The organism is Robertmurraya beringensis (genome assembly GCF_042433785.1).
Classification (GTDB): domain Bacteria; phylum Bacillota; class Bacilli; order Bacillales; family Cytobacillaceae; genus Robertmurraya_A; species Robertmurraya_A beringensis.
Genome location: NZ_JBHLUU010000104.1, coordinates 15138 through 38923, shown reverse-complemented (window position 1 = coordinate 38923; position 23786 = coordinate 15138). Strand labels below are relative to the sequence as shown.

Below are 23786 nucleotides of genomic sequence, written 5' to 3'. Positions count from 1 at the left end.
CAGGTCTAATTGTAAATAAATTTCCAAATGGATGGAGCCACCTTTGTTGGGTATTTACTTTTTTGGCTCTAAATAGAGAATATAATTAAACTGAAAATTACGAAATTATTTATGCAACACTAGTGATGAATTATATATTCTCATTTGTTATCGGCATTTAGTCACAATTAGTTAATACTTTTATACTAGAACTTTTGTCCAAAAAGTTAATAAAATAAAAAAGCCTCAGAAAACTGAGACTTTTAGACTAAAGATAAACTCGAGGGATTTCGAGTTCCCTATGGTCTTTTTAAATTTTAAACATAGATAGAACATCAATGTGGTTAGATTTCCACTCCGGGTGGCGCTTTCCGCGGGCGGGGCCGAGCCGCTTCCCTCGCTACGCTCAGTCCAGGGTCTCGACTGTCCCGCTTTTCCCGCAGGAGTCGCCACCCTCCGCTCCAATCAATTTATTACACTTAGTCAACCATTTTTATCTAAAGGTAACTAACCATGATGACCAATAATTAGTTTAATGAAAGAGAACAATTAGAAATTGCTAGAGATTGATTAATTAGTTCACAAGATTATTTAGATAACCTTGCACTCTTTTATCAAAAAGGTTTTCATATCTGTAATCTCCATTTTGGAAGTTTTCTAGGTGATTTTGATCCTGTATCTATAAAAATGGCAAACGATCAAGCTAGAGACAGCTATTGATTTCTCATACATCTATCTACCCGTTGGTGAAAGACCTTTATTGGGATTAGGACGTTCAAGTATTAATCCAGTCGTTTTATTTAGTTTAGACAACACATATTTGGGAGGTTTACTTAGAAGAGGTAGAACATCTACGGCACACTCATGAAGTGAAACAAATATAAGCATGGTATGCGTTGGACAACCTTACGCGGTCTTAAAAAATTGTTATGCAGGCGTTGCTTACTTTTGCTTCTAGGAATTTTAAGAAACTGGCTACATGGACTGTGCTAGGTACTTGACGATGACTCTAAAAGTGTAATTTCATATGTTTAAAGTCAAAGTTTTAAGAGTAAATCTGCTGATTGGAGCGGAGGGTGCTTGACTCCTGGGGGATCAGCGGGACAGGTGAGACCCCACAGGAGCTTCAGCGACGAGGAGGCTCACCGCCCGCCCCCCGGAAAGCAAGCGCCCGGAGCGGAAATCAGCCTTTTTCCCACCATTCCCAAACAAAAAAAGACAAAAGGCAGCGAGAAGAACTTCTCACTACCTTTTGTAGTCAATCTGAAAGCCTCAGAAAACTGAGACTTTCGTTTTATTTCTCTTCATTAAACCATAGTGGATCTTGATTATCTTCTTCACCATTGTAGTTTATTAGCACTTCTTCTCCAGCTTTTATATCTTTGTAAGCATAAAAATCAAATGTATGATTTGGAAAGTTGATTTCATACGTTGCATTTGGCTCATACGAATGGTTGAACAGCATACCGTATCCAAGTAGGAGGGCGGAATGATTGATTCCATACTCGAAAGCATAGTCCGCGAGAAGAGTTTTTTCGATATGTTCGTGCTGGTCATTCGGATAAGGAATAACAGGTGCCTCATGGATTAATTCACCTTTTTTAATATCTCTTGTTGCAAATACGCCTCTATTGAGTTCTCCATCACTGAGTGTAGAAGTTCTTATCTCAATCACAGTTGTCACCTTCGCCTTCGTTTTTGTCTTTCATCTGATTGTATCAGTGTTGTCTGTAAAAAGGAACCTTATCGCTCTATTTGCCCATACGTATGTCCACTTGGATGCATACAGTAAAGGAGTAGGACAAATATGTAAGGAAAGAGGTAAGATATATATGACTAATAATCGAAATGTATACGGCGGTGGACATCATCATGGAGGACATCATCATGGAGGACACCATCATGGAGGACATCACCACGGTGGACACCATCATGGAGGGCATCACCATGGAGGACACCATCATGGAGGGCATCACCATGGAGGACATCATCATGGAGGGCATCACCACGGTGGACATCATCACGGAGGTTACTATGGAGGAGGCTACGGTGCCGCTCCATTAGCTGTGGGTCTTCTTGGTGGACTTGCAGCAGGAGCTTTAACTCAAGGAGCGGGTTATGGTTATGGCTATGGCTATCCAGCAGCCACTCCTTATCCAACATATAATCCATATGGTGGTTATCCGTACTATTAATAAAGGAAAGCGGCTGTTCATTAAACAGTCGCTTTATTCGTGTTATAAAAAGGCTGTTTTCGTAAAGTTTGTGGTTTTGGAAAAATCCTTGAAGCCGGATTTTTCCCGTATTATTCTGGGTTTATTGGTCTATTTTGAGAGTAGCTCTTTTCTAAGGATGCTAAAATCCAGATTGGCTGTTGAACATATAGTTTTTATTTCAAAAAAAGTGTGTAGATAGCAACAATGTTTTAGAAAAGAGCCTATAAAAAATACAACTGTACTATTAAAAAGACATTTCTTCTGCAATTAACGATATAAATTACAAAAAGTAAACTAAGGAGAAGTTGAGTACAATTTTGTAATTGTACTATGACATCATTTGTTCCCAATCACAACACGAAATGTAAGCGTTTTAATATATATTTATTACAGGAGGCATAGTAGATGATGATTGAGAAACGTCCAGCACTTTTAATGAAGCATCTTCTCAAGGTGAAAAAAACTACAATCATGCAGATAATAGATAAAACCCATTTAACTAAAAGGCAAGTATCCTATGATTTGGAAAAAATCAATCATTGGTTAAAAACTAGAGAACTTCCTTCTATTCCTTATAAGGGAACAAAATACATCGTTATTCCAGAAAAAGTGGTGGAGTATTTTTATCACCATCGTATGGATGACTCAGACCAAGACTTTATATTTTCAGAGAACGAGCGATTAAGTTTTATATATTTATACCTTTTTATTAGGGAAGAACCTATATCATCCGTCCATTTAACGCAGCTATTACAAGTTAGCAAGAATACAGTCATCTCTGACGTGAAAAAAGCAAATGAAGTGAATGCACCATTTCTTGTAGAAATCCGTTATTCCAGACAAATTGGCTATCATCTTCATGGAAATGAATTAGATAAAAGAGTGTTGGTTCAACATCATTTGTCTCAGCTAACCGATTTACCCTATTTTCATAAGCTCATGGTTTTATTACTAGGTAACAAAGAGCAGATTCACATAGATTATATTATGGGTAATCTTAATGAAATACAAAAGCAATTTCACCTCCAATTTGTTGAGGATCGCTTGAATCAATTTGCTTATTTCTTAGTTTTATATTTTTATCGCTTAAAAGAAAAGAAGTTCGTCCGTTATCATCAAGATGAAATAGAATTGATAAAAAAAGATTCAATGTGGGATGTAGCTCGAAGATTATATAAATATCTCCAAATTGAGGAATTGGAAACAGAAGTCTGTTTTATGACGATTCAATTTCTTGGGTTATCGTTAGGAAATCCACAAAGTTTAGAAAGTGATAGAGACATACTGTTTAAACTTTGTGAGCAGCTCGTGTTTAACTTTGAATCGAAAACAGCCATTGCTTTTGAGAAGAAAAACGAAGCGATTCAAACCTTGTACCAGCATTTTAAGCCTGCATATTTCCGAATGAAGTATCGAATTCCTATAGCCAATCCCCTTCTAGAACAAATCAAAACCGAACATAAAGAATTGTATACGATTGTAAGTGAGTTACTACTACCTATTGAATCTCTACTTAGCATCACGATTCCGGAAGAGGAAATTGGATATATAACGATCCACTTTGGAGCTCTATTAAAAAGTCCCAAGAAACCTGTCCCTAAAAAGAAACGAGCAATCGTTGTATGTCCAAGTGGAATAAGTTCCTCCCTTATGGTCAAACACCTGTTAGAATCATTATTTTCCGAAATTTCAGTCGAAAAAACTATGTCGTTACAGCAGTTCTCTATTGAAAATCTCGAGCAATATGATTTGTTATTTTCCACAGTAGAGATAGAGTCAAAGATTCCTTGCTTCTATGTAAAGCCGATTATGACTCCTAATGAAAAAAACATTCTAGTAAATGAAGTATACCAATGCTTATTTGGGATTCAATATAAGGATATTTCTATTAAAGAATTAATCAAAACAATTGGTCAATATGCAAATGTATATGATGAAACAGGACTGAAAAAAGCATTAAGTCAATTGACTTTTCATAAAAGAGTGGAAGTAAAGAGGGAGGAAAAACCTGTGTTAAGTGATTTATTAAAGGAAGAAACCATCCAAATAATGGATCAGCTTTCAAGTTGGGAAGAGGCTGTCACAGTAGCAGCTAAACCATTAGTCATGAATGGGGTAATCGAATCAACCTATATTGATTCAATGATCGATAATATAAAAACACTTGGACCATATGTAGTCATTGGCCCAGAGGTAGCTATTCCTCATGCAAGACCTGAGTCAGGCGTTAATAAAGTGGGAATGAGCTTTTTAAAGTTAAAGACTCCTGTCTACTTTCTAGAAAATGAAAATTATCCAGTCAGGCTGTTGTTTTGTATAGCAGCAATTGATAATACTACCCATTTAAAGGCGCTTTCGCAGTTAACCAAGCTTCTTAGTAATAGTAAAAATATAGATTTATTAAAAGAGGTCGATTCGATGGACAGCATTCTTGAGATGTTTAAACAGTATTCTATGATTTCGTGAGCAATAATTTATATATATATAGGATTTTTTAAAAATGGAAAGGGGGTGGCAAGATGATTCATACATCTACCTACAAGTTAGAAAATATGGAAATGCGTCAAATGTATGCAAACACTCTCCTAGAACTTGCGAAGGCGAATCCCAATGTTGTGGCATTGGAAGCAGATTTAATGAGTGCCATTTCAACAAATAAAATTATAAAAGAGATTCCAGACCAATTAATAAACTGTGGCATAATGGAAGCCAATATGATTGGTGTCGCTTCCGGTTTATCTCTCACTGGGAAAATTCCTTTCGTCCATACGTTTGGACAGTTTGCTACACGTCGTGCCTTTGATCAATTATTTATATCCGGTGCTTACGCAAAAACGAATATTAAAATTCTAGGATCTGACGCGGGTGTATCGGCTGAACATAATGGTGGAACGCATATGGCTTTTGAGGATCTAGGACTAGTTCGTCTTATTCCTAATGCGAAAGTGTATGAGGTGAGCGATTCTACCATGTTAGGTTACTTGCTTCGAAAGATTGAGAAGGAATATGGAATTCATTATATCCGGACTATTCGAAAAAACAGTGTGAAGCTATATGATGAAAGAGAAGTTTTTGAGACCGGGAAAGGGAAAGTATTAAGAGAGGGCGGAGATGTCACAATTATTGCTAGTGGTATCATGGTGGCAGAATCGCTGAAGGCAGCAGATCTCCTTAAAGAGCAGGGAGTTGAAGCCACGGTGATTGATATGTTCTCTATAAAACCAATCGATAAAGAGTTAATCGTAAAATATGCAACGAAAACAAAAGCGGTGGTTACAGCAGAAAATCATAATGTAATCGGAGGGTTAGGTAGTGCTGTGGCTGAGGTGTTAAGTGAGCATTGTCCCACGAGAATGAGGCGTATCGGGGTAAAAGAACAATTTGGCCAGGTTGGCAAAATGGATTATTTAATGGAGTTCTATAAATTGACAGCCACAGATATTGCAGAGGAAGCTAGAGAATTATCATTAGATAAATAATGGAACGTGGCACCCTTGTTAGTTATTGGTCAAGTAACATTCTCATATATTGGGAAAAAAGAGAGGTGAATGCTTTGGCCAAGAACTTTCGTCAAGAAGCACTATTCGAATTGAATTTCTGGTTACAGGTACTTGGAGACCATGCTCGATTTATCCAGGATTCTTTAGCACCATCGGAAACACAATACATCAGCCAAGCGAAAAACTTCATTACGGTATTTGATCAACTATTAACGATCTCACGTAGACAGCCTGCTGGAGAGGAGCTTATGCAGCTGCTACATAGAGCAAATAAAGCGGGGACAGAAATCAGAGAACTGAAACTCACTCTAGTACGAGAGCATTTGGTGGGCGAAGTGAAAATGACTTTACCACCATCTTTTCTAAGTCATATGGTCAATGAGCTAGAAGAGGCATTAAGAGTATTTTCATTTTTCCTTAAAGGAGAAATTCCTCCAACTGTTCATCCGTTACATCATGATTTATTGTGGCTATTAGATGCTGCAGGACATGCGGGGGCCTTTTTAAGAGAAATAGAAGAAATGGAGTTAAACGGAGGAATGCTATTATTTAATGAAGCTAGCTGAGACAACAGAGGTGGAGGACCCCAACTGCGATCCAACCAAACCAAGGACAACAAGTTAGGATGATTGAATTCATAGTCTCTAGTCTTTGACTGGGGGCTATTTTTAGTTCTCATAAAATTATATTTTTAAAATAATGATTACGCTTTCATGATGTATAATGGAAATATTCAAAAAACTGACAAAATGGAGCTGGCTCATGGAACTATTATTCGTTGTATTATCAGCTTTATCTGTGATCGGAGTAGGGTATATTGGTCAAAGGACCATCGGATTTGATCGGAAGGCGATTTCTGCCATGGCCTTATATTTAATGCAGCCTTTTTTGGCATTTCGGACCTTCTATACTAATGAAATTACAATGGAATATTTGTATATCTTGCTGTTTTGTGTGCTTCTTTGTATTGGGATGATTGTTATTGTACAAATTACAGCAGCCCTAAAAAAATTACCTCGTTCAAGGCACTCAGCCATGGTGCTTTCAGGTGTATTTATGAACAGTGGGAACTATGGTGTTCCTATAATCTTACTTGCTTTTGGTAACGTGGGTGTTGATTATGCGGTTATCATGATGGTTATACAATCCTTCCTTATGAGTACAATTGGGGTGTATTATGCTGGTAAGGGAAGTGAGAGAGGATATTCTGTCAAACAATCGATATTAAATATTATAAAAATGCCAATGATCTATGGATCTGTCTTAGGGATAGGTCTTCAGCTCTTAACCCTGCCAGTGCCAGATATGATCATGAAGCCTATCGATTTGATTGCTGATGCAACCATTCCAACCATTATGCTTGTCTTGGGTATGCAACTCGGAGCCATTACAAAGAAGAATGTTAGTATCGGAGATGTTTCTACAATTATGATCCAACGTATGCTAATTTCCCCTGTCTTGGCTTTACTTTTAGTATGGCTATTACCGATTGAAGGAATGCTGGCCCAAGTTCTTATTGTTCTATCAGCAATGCCCTCAGCAGCGAATACCATGATGCTTTCGCTTGAATTTGGAACAGAGCCAGATCTTGTATCTTATAGTACATTAGTGACGACCTTGTTAAGTATATTATCGGTTCCGGTCATGTTGATGTTGGTGATGTAAAAGGTTAATTTGGTTAATATAGGGAAAAGTGAACATAATATAGGACAATATGAAAAAAGGATTGTTTTCATGGAATTCTTTAGAAAGTATAAATTTTTTGGCGGAAGAATTGTTAAAACAGGGATTGCGGTGTTTCTGACTGCTCTTATCTGTGATCTTTTGTCTTGGCCTCCTATGTTTGCGGTTATTACCGCGATTGTAACGATTGAGCCAACTGCAGCTCATTCGATTAAAAAGGCGTTCGTCCGGTTTCCGGCTTCTGCACTAGGGGCCGCTTTTTCTGTTTTATTTAATTTTACCTTTGGTGATAGTCCGTTTACGTATATGCTTGTCGCAGTGATGACCATTATCGTGTGTTACAAACTTCAATTGCATGATGGAACACTGGTTGCTGTTTTGACTGGTGTGGCGATGATATCTACGGTTCATGATCATTTTCTAAGTTCGTTTTTTGTTCGCCTTGGAACAACGGGAATTGGATTAACTGTATCAGCGCTTGTGAATTTCCTTGTCATAAAACCGAATTACTCACTGACGATTCAATCAAAACTTCATCGGTATATCATTGAAACAGGCAAATTGATTGAATTACGTGGAAAAGAAATTGTGTATCAACAGCCGTTACACCAAGACACGAAGGTGAAGTATGAAAGACTTTGGAAGGATATCGAAACAGTAGAAACATTGTGTGAATACCAGAAGCTAGAATGGAAGCTGCACAATTTCGACCGGAAGGACACCAAGGAATTTCATTATGAATATAAGAAGTTAGGTACCTTACGCCAAATCATTTTTCATGTAGCGAATCTTATGGCGATTCCTCCGATCGATGCGCCAATTTGTAAGGAGAAGTCCGTCGAGCTGATGTTTTCTTCCATTAAACATGCCTTGCATGAAAAGGAGTACCGGATGGATGAAGAGCATCATCAAGTGGTGAAGAAGATTCGGTCTATCTTTAAACATTGTGTACAAGAAGATCAGATGAACCAGTCACATATTGCTCTACTGTATGAGCTCCTTTCTATAAACGACCTAATAGAGGAACTACATCAAATACAATTGTTGAAACAAAAACATCAAAAATTGATTCAGTATAAAGGTGTTAAAGCCGAGATGTAAGAAATGCTGGTAGATCATCAGCATTTTTTATTTTTAAGGGGTGTACTATTTTCAAAAGATACATATTGTGAAAAAGAGGAGCTTAATAAATTGGATGGAGGTGGGGTAATGGGAGTTCCGCCAAAGCATATTGTATCAGCCATCGCTTTCGTAAGGAATGATGATAATGAATTGCTTTTAGTGAAAAGTCCAAGGAGAGGTTGGGAGTTGCCTGGAGGACATGTTGAAGAAGGAGAGTCCATTAAGGCAGCTGCAATACGTGAAACAAAGGAAGAAAGTGGGATAGATATTGAAATTGTGAAGTTCTGTGGTATTTTTCAAAATGTAAAGCACTCCATTTGCAGTACGTTGTTCATCGGGAAAGTAGTTGGAGGTCAACTGACTAAGTCACCTGAGAGTTTAGAAGTGGGATATTTTCCGATAGAGAAAGCGCTTGAAATGGTCACGTGGAAACACTTTAAGAAGAGAATACAGTATTGTTTAAATGAAGAGGTACATCCATTTTTTGTTGAGGTTTAATTAGTCTTGTCTTCAATCATTCCCAATAAATAGAAAGGAGCTGCCTTGTACATTTAGCAGCTCCTTTCCTTATTTTACAAACGGCTGAATTCTTGGAAACACCTTTAATGCGGTTTCATAAAACACCTGGCTATGATACTCTTCCGGAATTAAGTCCTTAATAAACTGAATATAGGGGGCGATCGGCACTAATGGCCAATCCGTTCCAAATAGAAGTTTGTCATATGAGTCGGCAAAAACTAAGGCATGACGTAAATGATCAAGGAAACGACCTTCGCTTTTTAATGTTAGGTCCTTCTTTGTTCCGACAATTAATCCAGATAAATCTGCAAACACATTTGGATTTTTATAAATGATCTCTGCTCCTGTCAGTGTCCACGGGTCCCCAAAATGAGCCATCATAAAATTCACATCACGGTTGTCAACGGCTACCTCATCTATGGTGAGAGGGTGGGAGTATTTTAGATACCCCCTTTCTGAATACGTATCGCCGGTATGAAAGACAACGGGAAGATGGTACTTTGACGCCAGTCTATATACAGGTTGATAAACAGGATCATAGGCATAAAACGGATAATAACCAAGATAAATTTTAATTCCAACCGTTTTTGGTTGTAATAACATCTTTTCTAAACGAATAAGGGCATCCTTATCTAGGTTGTACGGATTAATTCCGACGCAGGTAAAGATAGAAGGCGGCAATTCCGCAGTTAAATCCAGTCCCATCGGAGTTTGTGTCTCGTAATCTGGAAACCCCATTTTATCTGTTTCTGTCAATCCCATTCCAATACCAAGCACCACTCCTGCTTCCACGAATTCTTTGAGGATACCTGAAGGTGAATAGTCGACAAATGAAATGGTTTCAGCTGTTTCATGAAATGATTTTATGTTTGATAGATGGATATGAGCATCGATGATTTTCATAATAACTCCCTTTAAAATGGTTCTTTTCTTAAACTTTATAGCTTTTTGGAACATCATTTTAATGATTGTGCTAAGTTTCCGCAGAAAATGGCATAAATTTAATAAGAAAAGAGCCTGGAAACAGAATTTTTTAGCGCAAAATAGATATTTCCACGTTAAAATCGGCTTTAAGATTTTAACAACAATCTTTACGAAAGCAGCCTTTAAAATTGGATATTTCGTAGTTTTTGAACGGCTTCTGTTGATAGTTTTCGCTCATCAAATAGCAATAAAAGAGGAGCGGTGGCTTTTTCCTCCTTATTTGCGAAGCCTGGTTGGGCTGCAACTAATTGAAAGGCCTCTTTATTCATATAGGCCTCGGTCTCTTCCATGTTCAAACTTGGAATCACATAAAGCTTCTCTTTTTTTGTAGCCGATTCAATATAGGAATCTTCGGGAAGGTACATTGGTAGTTCCTGTTTACCTGCACGATACTCTGAACGGCCACTCTTGATTGTAAGGTTCGGTAAGACTTCTCCACCGAGGAACAGATCAGTCAACCATTTTTCTCCATCCAGCCATTTCCCACCATCATGCATGACCCGTAAAAATGTTGCTAAAACAGGAACTCCAGGAAGCATTACATAATATTGAATGTACTCGACATTTTTCCATTGTGAATGTTCCTCGAATGTTGTTTGGATGGCCATTCCTCTCCAAGTATTCCCATTACGGTCACTGATATTTGTCGGTGATATGGTTGTTTTTTCTTTTAAAAGAGAGAAGGTGGTGATTCCTTCAGGAGACCATTTCATTCCTCCTGCCCATGGGCTCCACCAACTTTTGGCGGTTCTTTCAGGATACTGGGTATCTAACCACTCTAGTCCATTTACTTTTAAGGAATATAAGCCTGGATAAAAATCAGCATTTGCTTTGATCGATAAACAGCCATTCTCAACAACTATTGATCCATCTGATTCTGTAAAAGAGGAAATGTCTCCTTGTGTTGATAATAGTAGATTCTCGAAATTTGTCCGGATTCCTTCTTGTTGAAATTGAGCTGTTAGATGAGAAACAGGGTTATTTAATGAGAGCTGTTGTTCAAAGGTAATTGAGTTTTTCTCTTCCTTAGCCTGAATACGCCAGTTACTGACAGGAGTTTGGTCACAAACTACCTCAAGCGTTCCATCCAAGAAACTGTTTCTGTAAGTCTTTAACGTGAAGGAAGTAGGTGAACTAGATGGCACAATCATTTTATGCACCTCGAGATGAAGTTCATTGGTTATTTCATACGGCTCAAGCAGATGTCTTTTCTCAGCATAAGCCTGAAATTGACTTGCTTCCTGGAATGAATCAAGTGCTACAATGATCTTTTCTGTTGTAGACTTTGCTCCAGGTTTCATCTCACCTATTTTTTGCTCAATAACAAACTGCCAACCTTCTGGAGCTGCATGGCTATTTTGAGGCCATGTTACTCCAACCGTTTCCCCTTCCGTTTTGGAAAAATACCAATGACCCGTTATCATGGCTGGATTTAAATCTCCGAACTCGAGTGGACGATCTTTTGAAAAATAAACAACTCTTTGATCAAGTGGGAAGTATGTGTTGCCAAGTTCTTGAGATACAGGCTGACTGATTGCGATATTTTGGTAAGTAGTTGGATGCACATTTTCAATCTCTACCCATTGATGAACGATTCCATCTCCAAAAAGCTGCAGACACTCTGTTAAGTAGATGCCTGGAAATTCCCCCGATTGTAACACGAACTTAATCAAGACAGATGAATCATCAATATCCCAGGATACTGATGTTGGCTTCTTTTTATTAAATTCGTTTGTATATGGTTTTCCAAGCTTAGGTGCAAGGAATGAAAATAATGGCTTTTTGCTTCTAGTATTCTTTTTTAATTGGACATTAAGATCTAGCTTTCGAATATTTAACTGACTATGACCATTGTATATGTGCCAGAAAAGCGTTGATTCACCACCAAATTTCTTTCCTTCACCTTTGAAAGCAATCGAAATTTGCTGTTCAAAAGTGAGTACATGATCGGTAGACTTAGTTGAAACATGAATACTTGGATCGTAAAAGCCATGCTTTCTAACAGTAACAGGTATAGGAATCGTCATTTTTCCTGTAGCAGGAACGGTAACTTCGTATGTTTTTTGTTCTAGATTCACCAGGTCATTCTCAGGAATGGTAAGAACAAATTCGGTTGTGTTTGAGAGATTATTCTTTAGCTCAAGATGAAATTCTGTTTTTGTATCTAAAAAAGCAAAATTTCCTTCGTTGAATGCTTCAAGCTTAGCTGGTTGCATAGGAAATATTCCAAGGCTCATTTCACAAGGACTACCATTAATTTCTACGGTTATTTGGATACTCGGGTGAGTCCGCCACACACTAGGCTCTTCGCCTTTTCGTATAGTAAAAGTCTCAGAGAGAGTAAAATCTTTTTCTATATTCAGCTTTCCGGTGTTAAGCTGATATTCGACTCGAGCATTCTTAGTACCAGTTGCTTGGAAGGTAAGAGGGGTATCGGTTTTGTTCACAACTTTTAATTGATAAGTATGCTCCATTTCCTCAATCACTTCATGGTGATCCATAGTTAGCTGAACAAGGAAGTCATCGGTTTCGATTAAGGTAATGCCTCGACTCGTACGTTCGATTTGGACTCTAGCGTTCGTGTTCGGCGAACTCCAGCTATATTCGTAGAAGGTAAATCCGTTTTCTTTTATTCCGTCTGGCTTTACTTCAATTTGCCTTGTGCTAGCTTCATACCAGTCTACTTTTTCGAATAGTGGTTTAAGAAGTGGGGTGTTTAACACGTTAGGGATGAAGTTCATCAAATGGGTAGTGTCATCACGATCCTCCCAAAAGAAGCCACATTTTTTATAAAGTGGAACCGCCTTGGTGTTACCTGGCCAAGTGTATAAATCAAGACGAGGCCAGCCGAGTTCGATCGTTTTTTCAAGAGCTTTCATAACAAGCATTTTCCCGATCTTCTTTCCATGATAACTCGGAAGAACATTGAGTAAAGGGATGTATAAAGAGCCAGTATCCTCCTTATATTCAGATAATCCACAATAGCCAACGACTTCGTTTTCATCTAATGCTAGATAAAGCTCAATATTTTCGGAATTGGCTTCCTTTGTTTTCACTTGTTCTTCGGTCATAACACGAGTATCGCCGCCCCAACTGTCACGGCTTAAATTCCACATTTTTGCTACCCCTGCGGCTAATCCTTCGTGATAACTTACAATTTGTATTCCATTTTTTACAGATGGCATAAAGATTCTCCTCTCACTAAGTAGATTCTTCCTTTTTAATTTGAACTTGCTTTTCTTTCATTCTTACTTGAATCATCTCGCATCTCCTCCTTGTGTTTATAGTAGGAATGTTTTTCCATTCCAAATTTAATCGTAACCGCTTAAATTTTCAAAGTAAAGAAAATTCGGACTACAAAATAAGTGTCCACCCCACGCGGACAAAACAAGCAAATCTGTCCACGAAAGGTGACAGACACCACAAAAAGACAGAATCGGGGGTTTTGTCCACGGAGGGTGTCTGACACCGATTGGTTTGTCAGCTTTAGTCTGTTCCTTAAGTGAATTGCCGAATAAAGTCGAAAGAATTATCTGAAAATTACGTTGACGAAGTTGATGGGCTAGGATATAGTAAGACTATGATATAACAACATATAACGTCCTATAATGTTGTATGTTGATTGAAGGGAGGATAGGCAGTACCCCATACTAAAAAAATACTTAGGAGGCTTTATAATAATATGAGTATTGAACTAATCGTAGATGTGAAAAATCAAATCAAACATGCGCTTGAGGAAGTAGAGAAGAAACAAATTGATAATGTCTTTTTTGTAGCTTGTGGGGGTTCATCTGCTTTAATGTACCCAAGTAAATACGTTGTGGATCGTGAGGCAAAAAAGATGGATGCACATCTATATAGTGCAAATGAATTCATTCATCGTAATCATGCGAAGTTAGGGGATACATCTTTAGTCATCCTATGTTCTCATTCTGGAACAACCCCTGAAACAGTAGAAGCTGCTAAATTTGCCCGTGCAAAAGGTGCTCTAACGATTTCTTTAACCAATGAGCCAACTTCTCCTTTAGCTCAAGCCTCAGAAGTTGTCTTAAAGTATGAGTGGGGCCCAACAGCGAATGCATTTGCTACAAACTACTCTGTTTTGTATCAACTAGTATTTGGAGTCCTTAAAGTGGTAGAAAACAATGAAAAATTTGCAACCATCGAGAACAGCTTAGAAAACCTACAAACTGTATTTGAAAAAGCTGCTTCCAAATATCATGAGGCTGCTGTAGAATTTGGAAAACAGTATAAGGATGAGAAAATCATCTACACGATGGCGAGTGGTTCAAACTATGGTGTAGCCTATTCTTTCGCAATCTGTATTTTAATGGAGATGCAATGGGTTCATTCTCATGCGATTCATGCAGGTGAGTACTTCCACGGGCCATTCGAAATCATTGATGAAGAAACACCATTTATTATCCTACTTGGTCTAGATGAAACGAGATACCTTGAGGAACGTGCCCTTGAATTCTCCCAACGTTATGGGAAAAAGCTAATTGTTTTAGATGCAAAAGATTTTGACTTTTCTGGAATTGATGAAGAGGTACAAGGATACATCGCTCCACTCGTATTAAACTACGTTTTAAGAAGATACGCAGAAAACCTAGCAGAACAGCGCAATCATCCACTTTCTACAAGAAGATATATGTGGAAAGTAGAATACTAAAATCTAATAGGAAAAGCGAGGAGACCTTCGCTTTTCCTCTCATTGCTAGATTCATAGAAGAAAAATCTTGAGGGGGCCAATTCATGAAAAAGTTTAAAATCTTTAGTATTATCGCCGTATTAATTCTCTCAATGCTAGCAGCTTGTTCCTCATCTAGTCAAACAGCTTCAGAAGACAGTGATACTGTCGAACTTCGTTTTTTCCACAGATGGCCTACAGAACCCAAAAAGCAATACTTTGAAGAAGCAGTTAAAGAGTTTGAAGAGCTACATCCGAATATAAAAATAAAAACCGAAGCAGTTTTGAATGACTCGTATAAGGAAAAGATTCGTGTTGTATTAGGTTCAAATAATCCTCCTGATGTGTACTTTTCATGGAGCGGTGAGTTTGCTTACAATTTTGCCAGAGCTGGACAATCCCTAGACTTAACAAGCTATGTTGAGGAAGATACAGATTGGTCAGGTCAAATCATTGAGTCCCAATTTGGTCCCTTTACGTTGGATGGAAAAGTTTACGGAATTCCTTGGTCAACAGATGGAAAAGCCTTCTTCTATAACAAAAAGGTTTTTAACGATTTAAACCTTGAAATTCCAACTACATGGGAAGAGCTCCTAACTGTCTCTGAAAAAATTAAGGATGCAGGAATTACTCCAATTGCTTTCGGAAGTAAGGCGCCATGGACAATTTCTCATTATATCGGATCACTAAATGAGTATATCGTTCCGGAAGATGTTATCGCAAAGGACTATAGCCTAAGTAATTCAGATGGAGAGTTTACTCATCCTGGTTATGTAACTGCCTTGGAAAAATTCATTGAATTAGAACCATATTTTAATCAAGGAGTAAACTCCGTTGATCACCAATATGCGAGAGAGCTATTTAATGGAGGAAAAGCAGCGATCGGATACTTTCAGTTAGCTGAAATTGGTCTGATTGAGCCAAGTCTTGGAGAGGATTTAGGTGTATTCAATACACCATTTGTTGAAGGTGGAGAAGGAAATCCAAGCTCCATTACTGCTGCTCCAGAAGGAATTATGATTTCTTCTAAAACAAAACATCCAGAAGAAGCAATGGAGTTTATTAAGTTCTTAACTTCTAAGGAAAAAGGAATTGAACAGTTAAAAGAAGTAAGTGAATACAGCGCGGTTAAAGAAACGACAACTTCTGAAAACGGTTCTGCTCTACAACAAGAAGCGATCGACCTAATCGTAAATGCCGATAAGACTTACTTATGGTTTGATACGGCTGTAGATATTAAGATTGTTGACGCGTACTTAAATGGTGTTCAACAGATGTTAGATGGGAAAAAGTCAGCTGAAGACGTAATGAAAGATGTTCAAAAAGCAGCAAAAGAGTTGAAGTAATAGTTTAAAAGAAAGGTAGTGTAGGGGACCGAAACTACCTTTCTTTCATAAAGCAAAACAAGAAAAGGGTCGGAAAGGACCTAAAAAAGAGGTGAATACAGTGACACTTAGGAAAATGGCTCCCTATTTATATATTGCCCCTTGTATTTTGTTAATGGGATTGTTCGTTTATTATCCCATTGTAGAGAATTTCCGATTTGCTTTTTATGAGTTTTCTGCTTTTGCCCCAGATAAGGTGTTTGTTGGATTCGAAAATTTCCTTGCTCTGTTTCAGGATGAGGTTTTTTATATAGCTTTAAAAAATAATATTTGGTACGCAATCATCTCAATCGTATGTCAAGTATTCGGTGGCTTAGTTTTAGCTGCTATATTAGAGGATCCTTTGACTAGATTATTCAGTGGTTTTTTCCGTACCGCGTTCTTCCTTCCAGTAATCATATCCATAACGGTTATTGCTTTATTGTTCAGTTTTGTTTACAACCCGGATATTGGAATACTTAACAGTTTTCTTCGATTGCTCGGTCTTGAAGAGTGGACAAGGGCATGGCTGGGGGAATCTGAAACAGCCATTTTCGCTGTTATCGCTGTATCTCAGTGGCAAAGTATTGGGTATATCATGATGCTTTTCATCGTTGCCATTCAGTCTATTCCTCAAGAGCTCTATGAGGCAGCTGATATTGATGGCGCCAATAAATTTTATAAGTTCCTTCATATTACGGTTCCCCAGGTAAAAGAAATGCTTTTTGTAGCAACATTAATTACGCTAACAGGTGCATTTACAGTATTTAATGAACCGTATATTTTGACAAGTGGTGGACCAGGAAACGCTAGTGAAGTGCTTGGAACGCTTCTCTATAAATCGGCCTTTTTTAGAGATGAGATGGGGTATGCATCGGCAATTGCAACCATCATTTTATTACTTTCATTAGCTGTAGCAATTTTTCAAATGAAGCTATTTAAAACAGGGAAGGAGGATTAATAGATGGAGACAGATAAAGTAACATCAACTGACTATAGCATTCAATCGATCAGAGTTCGTTCCTATAAGAGGAAAAAGATTGCTGGAGCGATTCCACTCTATACTATATTGATCTTCTATTTTATGATCATTGCCTATCCTTTGTTTTGGATGGTGATTAATTCCTTTAAAACGACAGAAGAAATTTTCTCAAACAGTTGGGCATTGCCGACAACCTGGCTTGTCTCAAACTATGTTCATGCGTGGAATACAGGGATATCTGAGTACTTTATCAATAGTACCATTGTTACGTTAAGCACCTGTTTATTAACGGTTTTCTTAAGTGCTCTTGGAGCATATGGTTTAACTCGTTTTCAATTTAAAGGTAAGAAGATACTACTAATATTGTGTATGGGTGGAATGATGCTATCTCCGCAGGTGAGTTTAGTCCCTTTGTATAAGCTTATCCAGGCATTGGGTATTCATGACACTTACTTAGCGCTCATTCTTCCCTATGTGGCTTACCGTATTCCGATTACTGTTCTATTAATAAGAGCGGCTTTTCTAGAGGTTCCAAAAGAGTTGGAAGAATCAGCTTTCCTCGATGGATGTTCAACATGGTCTGTATTTACAAAAATCTTTTTGCCGCTGAACCTTCCTATTTTGTTCACAGGGATCATTATCACTGCTTACTTTACATGGAATGAATTCATGTTTGCGCTCATCTTTATTGACTCTGACAGTTTAAAAACGATTCCGGCTGGACTAATGCAATTCCGTGATGCATTACAAACAAATTGGGGAGTTCTTTTAGCTGGATTAATGATCTCTGCCATCCCGATTATTACACTGTTTTTATTTTTACAAAAGTATTTCGTTCGTGGTCTGGCATCTGGAAGTTTGAAAGGATAAGGGAGGTAATAATAATGAAGCTACTAGCAATTGGAGATAATGTAGTGGATGTGTATTTGGATCGAAATGAGATGTTTCCAGGTGGAAATGCGTTAAATGTTGCTGTATTAGCTAAGCAGTATGGAGCAGAAGATACGGGATTTATTGGCATTGTTGGAGATGATTCAGAAGGGGATCACATTATTGATTCTTTAGAAAAGAATCTTGTGAATATAAGTCATATACGAAGAGCTTATGGAGAAAGTGGAAAAGCGTATGTCGATATTGACGCGACTGGAGATAGGATTTTCGTAAAATCTAACAAAGGTGGTATTCAATCGAAGCTACGATTGAAATTGGATCCATCAGATTATGAATATATGAAAGATTATGATGTACTTCATACCAGCATTTATAGCAGTCTAGATGACCAGCTTCCCCTGGTCAAACAGCTTTTACCGATTTCCTACGATTTCTCCAATCATTTTACAGATGAGTTGCTAAAAACGGTATGTCCTCATATCACTTTTGCCTTCCTATCCGGTAGTGACCTTGGTGACAAGCAAATCGAGGAGTTAATCAACAAAATTCATGGTTATGGCACGCATTATGTAATTGTTACCCGAGGTTCAAAAGGAGTGATCATGTCGGACCGGACACAAAGTTTTATACAGGGAATAGAAGAAGCAGAAGTAATCGACACGCTAGGTGCTGGTGATTCATTCATAGCTGGGTTTTTAACTTGTTATTTGAACCACCATACAATCAAGCAGTCACTACAATTAGCTGCATTACGAGCGGCACGTACGTGTGAAGTGAACGGAGCATTCGGCAATGGAAAGCAATTAGTAAAATAAAGAAGAGGGACTGGCTGAATGCCAAGTCCCTTTTTATGTCGTAATCGTATAAGCGATAACTGTAGTTAAATTTTTAAACGTAGATAAATGAATAGGCACCTTGTTCTTATCGTAGACGATTTTGTCGATATTGAATAAAATCTCACCAATTTCGCAATTTAGGTGTTCAGCTTCTACAGAAGAGGCAGGGATTCCAGTAATGGTTTTTTTCGTTGTAATGTCCTTCATATCCACGTGATAGATATTACTTAGAACATCATACGTTGATTCATAATCAAATATATGCTCCTGAATGTTAGGAAAGCGCTCTATCGGATAATGAGTTAAATCAAGAGTAAAGGGCTCTCCTTCAATATACATTAATCTTAAAAGTTTGAGTACTGGTGCATTAACCTCTATTTGAAGATCTTCAGCAATTTTCTTTGATGCTTTTATTTCTTCATAAACTAGAACTTTCTTGCTGGTTTTCTTTCCAAGCTGTTTGCTGAAATCCGAAAAGCCCTCGATAGTCACTAATTCACGAGCAACTTTTTTTCTAGCAACGAACGTGCCTTTTCCTTGTTTTCTTTCCAACAATCCTTCATCAACTAAATCTTGAATCGCTCTTCTAACCGTAATTCTGCTTACTCCGTAAATATCACAAAGCTCTGCTTCATTGGGAATTTGTTGACCTGGTCGATAGGTATTTTGGTCAATTGCTTCTTTTATCGTGTTAAATAATTGTTCGTATAATGGACGTGAACTAGAGCTATTTAACTTCATAGGAGAACTCCTTTCAAAGTATAAATCGTTATATAATATTATATAACATTTAACAGAAAAATGTATATAATTAGTCTGAGAATTTCGAATACTAAAGTATTAAAAAGGTGAAATTGGGCAAAAAAAAGCTCTGGCTTGCCATAGAAAGGCAAGCCAGAGCTTTTAAAAATGTTAAGCTTTAACAGAAGTTTCTTTTGGAGCCCACGTCTTTTTCCAAGACATCTGTGCAATGATTAAAACGAGTAAAGCTAATACACCAATTCCTGCATATACAAGGAATCCTGTTGCATACGTGCCTGTGATTTCTCTTAACGTTCCAAGGATATTTGGAATAAAGAAACCTCCTATACCACCAGCAGCTCCTACAATTCCAGTGACCATTCCAATTTCTTCCTGGAATCGTTGTGGTACAAGTTGGAATACTGCTCCATTCCCCATTCCTAAACACATCATACCGACAAATAAAAATATGGTAACAAAAGCGATGGAAGGTAGTTGACTAACTCCCAGCATGGTTAAAGCAACACCGATAAATAAGAAGGTTAATAGACGAACGCCTCCAATCTTATCTGCGATATATCCTCCCACTGGGCGAAAGAAGCTTCCTGCTGCAACGCAAAGGGTAACAAAGTCTCCGGCTCTTACTCTTGAAAGATCGTACTGATCAACGAAAAAGATACTTAGAAAACTAGATAGTCCAACAAATCCACCGAACGTAACACTATACAATAAACAGAAGTAAAGGGCATCTTTTTGCTTAAAAACATTAAAGTATTCTTTAAGTGGTTTTGGTGCTGGCTGGGAAGGAGCATCTTTTGCGATAAGAACAAAGATGATAAACACAATAGCAAGAGGAATAAGGGCTACCCCTAGTACATTATGCCAGCCAATTTGTTCCGCAAGGCGAGGACCAAATAAGGTGGCAAATAAAGTCCCGCTATTTCCAGCTCCTGCAATCCCCATTGCTAATCCTTGTAAATGGGGTGGATACCAACGACTTGCCATCGGTAAGGCTGCTGCAAAGCTTGCACCAGCTACTCCTAATAGTATTCCAATAAAATAAAGTTCCGTTAATGTCGTTCCAAACAGCCAACCCCATAGGAGTGGCACCATGGTAACGACCATTCCAATGATCGATGTTTTCTTCGGCCCAATTCGGTCGGTTAAAACACCAAGAACGAGACGGAAGAATGATCCACCGAGAATGGGAATCGCTACAATTAAACCCTTTTGAGAAGGAGATAGGCCAAAGTCTTTGGTGATATAAACCCCAAGCGCCCCAAGTATAACCCAAATCATGAAACTGACATCAAAGTACAGAAATGACGCAAATAGCGATGGTGCATGTCCACTTTTTCTTAAATTTGCTAACTTCATAGTTTCTCTCTCCTTTTAATAGATGTGGTATTCCAAATGTGTTACCAGCCAATATAATTTTTTCGAGAAAATAAAATTTTACCTAATACATAGAAGAACGAGAAAAAACCTATCTTATTTGTCATTGGAAATCCTCCCTTGTTTAATGTCAGAGTTTTTACCATCTTTGTCTTGTTAAAGAATAGTATGCATGCTCTTGCTTTGTCTCAAAAGGTGTTAGTTAATCTAACACAGAAATTTATTGGAATTTTCAAACGGGTTGAATTTTTATACTTGTAAGCGCATTACAAAACCAAAGAAAAATCGAAGGAACTTATGTTTTTACTTCGTCTTACGAAAAAAGAGTATACCGTAGGAATGCATAAAAATACTGCCTTTCGAGGGGGTTTTTATAGTAAATAACACCCAAATAGTACATATCGTGTTAGAAAATGTAACAGGTTGAATTTCATTTCAGTAGATGTATGAAATAATAAAACGAAATTTGGTATGAGCATCCATCTACTGTTTGTTGGGGGTTATAACATGAAAAAGCAAAAGTTAGTTATGGTCGGTAATGGTATGGCTGGAGTTCGGTGTTTAGAGGAAATTCTTAAAACTGATTCTGAAATGTTTGAGATTACGGTAGTTGGGAGTGAGCCACACCCAAACTATAACCGAATCCTTCTGTCTTCCGTACTTCAAGGAACCACAAAGCTTGAAGAAATAACCATTAATGATTTTAAGTGGTATGAGCAGCATCAGATTCAACTTTTTACAGGAGAAACTGTTGTTGCTATTGATTATAAAAGCCAAATAGTGATGACGGATCAAGGCCGCAGCTTGTACTATGACCGATTGATATTGGCAACGGGTTCCGTTCCTTTTGTTCTTCCCTTGCCTGGGGTGGAGAAAGAAGGGGTCATTTCTTTTCGGACCATTGAGGATTGTCAACAAATGCAGGAAACGGCAAAGAATCATAAAAAGGCAGTGGTCATTGGTGGTGGATTATTAGGGTTAGAAGCTGCAAGAGGACTATTACACCTCGGAATGGAGGTTCATGTCGTTCATATTAGTAGTTTCTTAATGGAAAGACAACTTGATGAAACGGCAGCAAAGATGCTTCAGGCAGAACTTGAAAAGCAAGGTATGAAGTTTTTGTTAGAAAAGCAAACTGAAGAGATTTTAGGTGATCAACGTATAGAAGGACTTCGTTTTACGGATGGCACTTCAGTTGAAGCCGACCTGCTTGTAATGGCTGTTGGTGTTAGGCCCAATATTCAATTAGCTAAGGATAGCGGGTTAACAGTTAATCGTGCGATTGTCGTAAATGACTTTCTAGAGACCAGTATTCCCAATATTTTTGCGGTAGGAGAATGTGTGGAGCACCGAGGGATGGTATATGGCCTTGTGAAACCACTATATGAACAGGCAGTTGTCTTAGCAAAGCGTATTTGTGGAGTAGATGCTCAAAGTTATGAGGGGACTGTGTTAGCTACTCAATTAAAAATTTCGGGTGTTGATGTGTTTTCTATTGGAGCTTTCCAAGAGGATTCAGTAAAGAAGTCAATAAAAATACACGATGAAGTCGAGGGTACTTATAAAAGGCTTGTTTTCCAAGAAGGTAAAATCATTGGTGCGGTTCTTTTTGGGGATACGAGTGACCGTACGAAATTACAAAATATGATACTAAAAAAGCAAGATGTATCTGATGTGGAAAAAGTGACCATTTTTCAAGCAAATGGTTCAGAATCGGCTGTTTCCTCCATGGCAGCAACGGAGATGATCTGTAATTGTAATGGAGTTTCTAAAGGGACAATTATAGAAGCGGTTCAAAATCATGGTTGTTCTACTGTAGACGACGTAAAAGCATGTACAAAAGCATCCGGCTCTTGCGGAGGGTGTAAACCGCTTGTTTCAGAGCTATTATCTTATATTCATAGTGATGAATTTGATGAAATGAAGATCGAGAAACCTACGATGTGTCATTGTACAAGGTTAACAGAGGATGAGGTTGTGCATGAGATGCAGGTCCAAAATTTATCCTCTGTTAACGAAGTCATGCAAGCACTGAACTGGAAACACAAAGAGGGATGTTCCAAATGTGTTCCTGCTTTGACGTATTACTTGAGTATGATCAATCCAGAGTATGAGAATGTTCAAGAAACTTTATTTGTAAACGAAAAGATGAACGCAACATTGCAAAAGGATGGAACGTACTTTGTCGTCCCGCAAATGTATGGAGGAATGACGAATCCACATGAGTTACGAAAAATTGCCAATGTCGCAGACAAATATGGAGTATCAGAGCTAGCGATAACTAGTGAGCAAAGAATTCATTTGATGGGTCTAACAAAAGAAGAGTTACCAAAGGTGTGGAAGGATTTAAATATGCCTTTAAGTGCCACATACGGGAACAGAGTTCAGAATGTGAAAACCTGTATTGGTGAGCATATTTGTCAATGTGATAAACGAAAGGCGCTTCAACTTTCGGCAACTCTAGAAAAGAAACTCGAGTATCTTATCACTCCGTATCGAGTGAAAATAGGTGTTTCTGCTTGCTTGCATAATGGTGCAGGTTCGACCACAAAGGATATTGGCATTATTGGCACGAAGCGTGGTTGGGAAATTTATGTGGGAGGAAGCAGTGGTCGAAGTGTTAAAGCGGGTCAATTATTTACCGTCGCTGAAACAGAAGAGGAGACGGTTCATTTCATTGCTGGGCTAGTCCAGTACTACCGAGAAACGGCTAATTACTTGGAAAGAACATGGGAATGGGTGGATCGAGTGAGCTTATTACATGTGAGAGAAGTACTTTTTGATTTCGAACTCCGACAGCAGTTGTTAGAACGAATTGAAGAGGATTGCTTAATGATCAAGGGACCTAAAGATGTTCCTATTTTTTAAAAGTAAGTTCCAAAGA

18 protein-coding genes and 1 pseudogene are annotated in these 23786 nt (G+C 38.1%); 14 read left to right on the top strand and 5 right to left on the bottom strand.

Annotated features, from left to right (window positions below; genetic code table 11):
• Positions 1-794: 794 nt before the first annotated feature.
• Positions 795-980 (top strand): annotated as a pseudogene (locus ACFFHF_RS14785) (IS5/IS1182 family transposase); the annotation flags it as partial.
• Positions 981-1273: 293 nt separating this feature from the next.
• Here ACFFHF_RS14785 and ACFFHF_RS14780 read toward each other — a convergent pair.
• Entirely contained in the window at positions 1274-1654 is a 381-nt protein-coding gene (locus ACFFHF_RS14780; protein WP_066056563.1) for an SET domain-containing protein, read from the bottom strand.
• A 157-nt stretch (positions 1655-1811) separates the two neighbouring features.
• Between ACFFHF_RS14780 and ACFFHF_RS14775 the strand changes: the two genes are divergently transcribed.
• The 7 genes from ACFFHF_RS14775 to ACFFHF_RS14745 all read left to right on the top strand — a co-directional run bounded on the left by ACFFHF_RS14775 (position 1812) and on the right by ACFFHF_RS14745 (position 8998).
• Positions 1812-2174: a hypothetical protein gene (locus tag ACFFHF_RS14775; RefSeq protein WP_377058483.1), complete on the top strand. Its 363-nt coding sequence runs from the start codon at positions 1812-1814 to the stop codon at positions 2172-2174.
• Positions 2175-2600: 426 nt separating this feature from the next.
• Positions 2601-4661 (top strand): BglG family transcription antiterminator, encoded by a 2061-nt coding sequence (locus tag ACFFHF_RS14770; protein WP_377058482.1) that lies wholly within the window; start codon positions 2601-2603, stop codon positions 4659-4661.
• Positions 4662-4714: 53 nt separating this feature from the next.
• Positions 4715-5674 (top strand): transketolase family protein, encoded by a 960-nt coding sequence (locus ACFFHF_RS14765; RefSeq protein ID WP_377058481.1) that lies wholly within the window; start codon positions 4715-4717, stop codon positions 5672-5674.
• A gap of 74 nt (positions 5675-5748) precedes the next feature.
• The gene (locus ACFFHF_RS14760; protein ID WP_377058480.1) at positions 5749-6261 is read left to right on the top strand and encodes a DUF2935 domain-containing protein; all 513 of its coding nucleotides are present in this window, start codon (positions 5749-5751) and stop codon (positions 6259-6261) included.
• 196 nt (positions 6262-6457) lie between these two features.
• Positions 6458-7360, top strand: a complete 903-nt coding sequence (locus ACFFHF_RS14755; RefSeq protein ID WP_160548994.1) for an AEC family transporter — start codon at positions 6458-6460, stop codon at positions 7358-7360.
• Between the two features lie 69 nt (positions 7361-7429).
• The gene (locus tag ACFFHF_RS14750; protein ID WP_160548995.1) at positions 7430-8479 is read left to right on the top strand and encodes an aromatic acid exporter family protein; all 1050 of its coding nucleotides are present in this window, start codon (positions 7430-7432) and stop codon (positions 8477-8479) included.
• A 108-nt stretch (positions 8480-8587) separates the two neighbouring features.
• Positions 8588-8998, top strand: a complete 411-nt coding sequence (locus ACFFHF_RS14745) for an NUDIX hydrolase (protein ID WP_377058485.1) — start codon at positions 8588-8590, stop codon at positions 8996-8998.
• 69 nt (positions 8999-9067) lie between these two features.
• Here the strand turns inward: ACFFHF_RS14745 and ACFFHF_RS14740 are convergent, their stop codons facing one another.
• Both ACFFHF_RS14740 and ACFFHF_RS14735 read right to left on the bottom strand, forming a co-directional pair.
• Complete coding sequence (locus ACFFHF_RS14740; protein WP_377058479.1) at positions 9068-9922, bottom strand: amidohydrolase family protein; 855 nt, start codon at positions 9920-9922, stop codon at positions 9068-9070.
• 203 nt (positions 9923-10125) lie between these two features.
• A complete protein-coding gene (locus ACFFHF_RS14735; protein WP_377058478.1) occupies positions 10126-13188 on the bottom strand; it encodes a GNAT family N-acetyltransferase in 3063 nt (1020 codons plus the stop codon).
• Between the two features lie 497 nt (positions 13189-13685).
• On the opposite strand from ACFFHF_RS14735, the gene ACFFHF_RS14730 reads away from it, so the two are divergent.
• The 5 genes from ACFFHF_RS14730 (at position 13686) to ACFFHF_RS14710 (ending at position 18745) form a co-directional block, all read left to right on the top strand.
• On the top strand, positions 13686-14675 hold the full coding sequence (locus tag ACFFHF_RS14730) for an SIS domain-containing protein (RefSeq protein WP_377058477.1): 990 nt from the start codon (positions 13686-13688) through the stop codon (positions 14673-14675).
• 83 nt (positions 14676-14758) lie between these two features.
• Positions 14759-16039: an ABC transporter substrate-binding protein gene (locus tag ACFFHF_RS14725; RefSeq protein ID WP_377058476.1), complete on the top strand. Its 1281-nt coding sequence runs from the start codon at positions 14759-14761 to the stop codon at positions 16037-16039.
• Between the two features lie 115 nt (positions 16040-16154).
• Positions 16155-17018, top strand: coding sequence for a carbohydrate ABC transporter permease (locus ACFFHF_RS14720; protein ID WP_377058484.1), 864 nt, complete (start codon positions 16155-16157; stop codon positions 17016-17018).
• Positions 17019-17021: 3 nt separating this feature from the next.
• A complete protein-coding gene (locus ACFFHF_RS14715) occupies positions 17022-17909 on the top strand; it encodes an ABC transporter permease subunit (protein WP_160549000.1) in 888 nt (295 codons plus the stop codon).
• Between the two features lie 14 nt (positions 17910-17923).
• Complete coding sequence (locus ACFFHF_RS14710; protein ID WP_160549001.1) at positions 17924-18745, top strand: PfkB family carbohydrate kinase; 822 nt, start codon at positions 17924-17926, stop codon at positions 18743-18745.
• A 33-nt stretch (positions 18746-18778) separates the two neighbouring features.
• On the opposite strand, the gene ACFFHF_RS14705 is transcribed toward ACFFHF_RS14710, so the two are convergent.
• Together ACFFHF_RS14705 and ACFFHF_RS14700 are read right to left on the bottom strand one after the other, a co-directional pair.
• Positions 18779-19507, bottom strand: coding sequence for a UTRA domain-containing protein (locus tag ACFFHF_RS14705; RefSeq protein ID WP_160549002.1), 729 nt, complete (start codon positions 19505-19507; stop codon positions 18779-18781).
• Between the two features lie 171 nt (positions 19508-19678).
• Positions 19679-20884 carry a nitrate/nitrite transporter gene (locus tag ACFFHF_RS14700; protein ID WP_377058475.1) on the bottom strand — a complete coding sequence of 402 codons (1206 nt, stop codon included), beginning with the start codon at positions 20882-20884 and terminating at the stop codon, positions 19679-19681.
• Between the two features lie 525 nt (positions 20885-21409).
• On the opposite strand from ACFFHF_RS14700, the gene nirB reads away from it, so the two are divergent.
• Complete coding sequence (gene nirB / locus ACFFHF_RS14695) at positions 21410-23770, top strand: nitrite reductase large subunit NirB (RefSeq protein WP_377058474.1); 2361 nt, start codon at positions 21410-21412, stop codon at positions 23768-23770.
• Positions 23771-23786: the final 16 nt, after the last annotated feature.

Coding starts and splice junctions, on each gene's coding strand:
- ACFFHF_RS14775 (WP_377058483.1), top strand. CDS start 1,812: ATGACTAATAATCGAAATGTATACGGCGGTGGACATCATCATGGAGGA.
- ACFFHF_RS14770 (WP_377058482.1), top strand. CDS start 2,601: ATGATGATTGAGAAACGTCCAGCACTTTTAATGAAGCATCTTCTCAAG.
- ACFFHF_RS14765 (WP_377058481.1), top strand. CDS start 4,715: ATGATTCATACATCTACCTACAAGTTAGAAAATATGGAAATGCGTCAA.
- ACFFHF_RS14755 (WP_160548994.1), top strand. CDS start 6,458: ATGGAACTATTATTCGTTGTATTATCAGCTTTATCTGTGATCGGAGTA.
- ACFFHF_RS14750 (WP_160548995.1), top strand. CDS start 7,430: ATGGAATTCTTTAGAAAGTATAAATTTTTTGGCGGAAGAATTGTTAAA.
- ACFFHF_RS14745 (WP_377058485.1), top strand. CDS start 8,588: ATGGGAGTTCCGCCAAAGCATATTGTATCAGCCATCGCTTTCGTAAGG.
- ACFFHF_RS14740 (WP_377058479.1), bottom strand. CDS start 9,922: ATGAAAATCATCGATGCTCATATCCATCTATCAAACATAAAATCATTT.
- ACFFHF_RS14735 (WP_377058478.1), bottom strand. CDS start 13,188: ATGCCATCTGTAAAAAATGGAATACAAATTGTAAGTTATCACGAAGGA.
- ACFFHF_RS14730 (WP_377058477.1), top strand. CDS start 13,686: ATGAGTATTGAACTAATCGTAGATGTGAAAAATCAAATCAAACATGCG.
- ACFFHF_RS14725 (WP_377058476.1), top strand. CDS start 14,759: ATGAAAAAGTTTAAAATCTTTAGTATTATCGCCGTATTAATTCTCTCA.
- ACFFHF_RS14720 (WP_377058484.1), top strand. CDS start 16,155: ATGGCTCCCTATTTATATATTGCCCCTTGTATTTTGTTAATGGGATTG.
- ACFFHF_RS14715 (WP_160549000.1), top strand. CDS start 17,022: ATGGAGACAGATAAAGTAACATCAACTGACTATAGCATTCAATCGATC.
- ACFFHF_RS14710 (WP_160549001.1), top strand. CDS start 17,924: ATGAAGCTACTAGCAATTGGAGATAATGTAGTGGATGTGTATTTGGAT.
- ACFFHF_RS14705 (WP_160549002.1), bottom strand. CDS start 19,507: ATGAAGTTAAATAGCTCTAGTTCACGTCCATTATACGAACAATTATTT.
- ACFFHF_RS14700 (WP_377058475.1), bottom strand. CDS start 20,884: ATGAAGTTAGCAAATTTAAGAAAAAGTGGACATGCACCATCGCTATTT.
- nirB (WP_377058474.1), top strand. CDS start 21,410: ATGAAAAAGCAAAAGTTAGTTATGGTCGGTAATGGTATGGCTGGAGTT.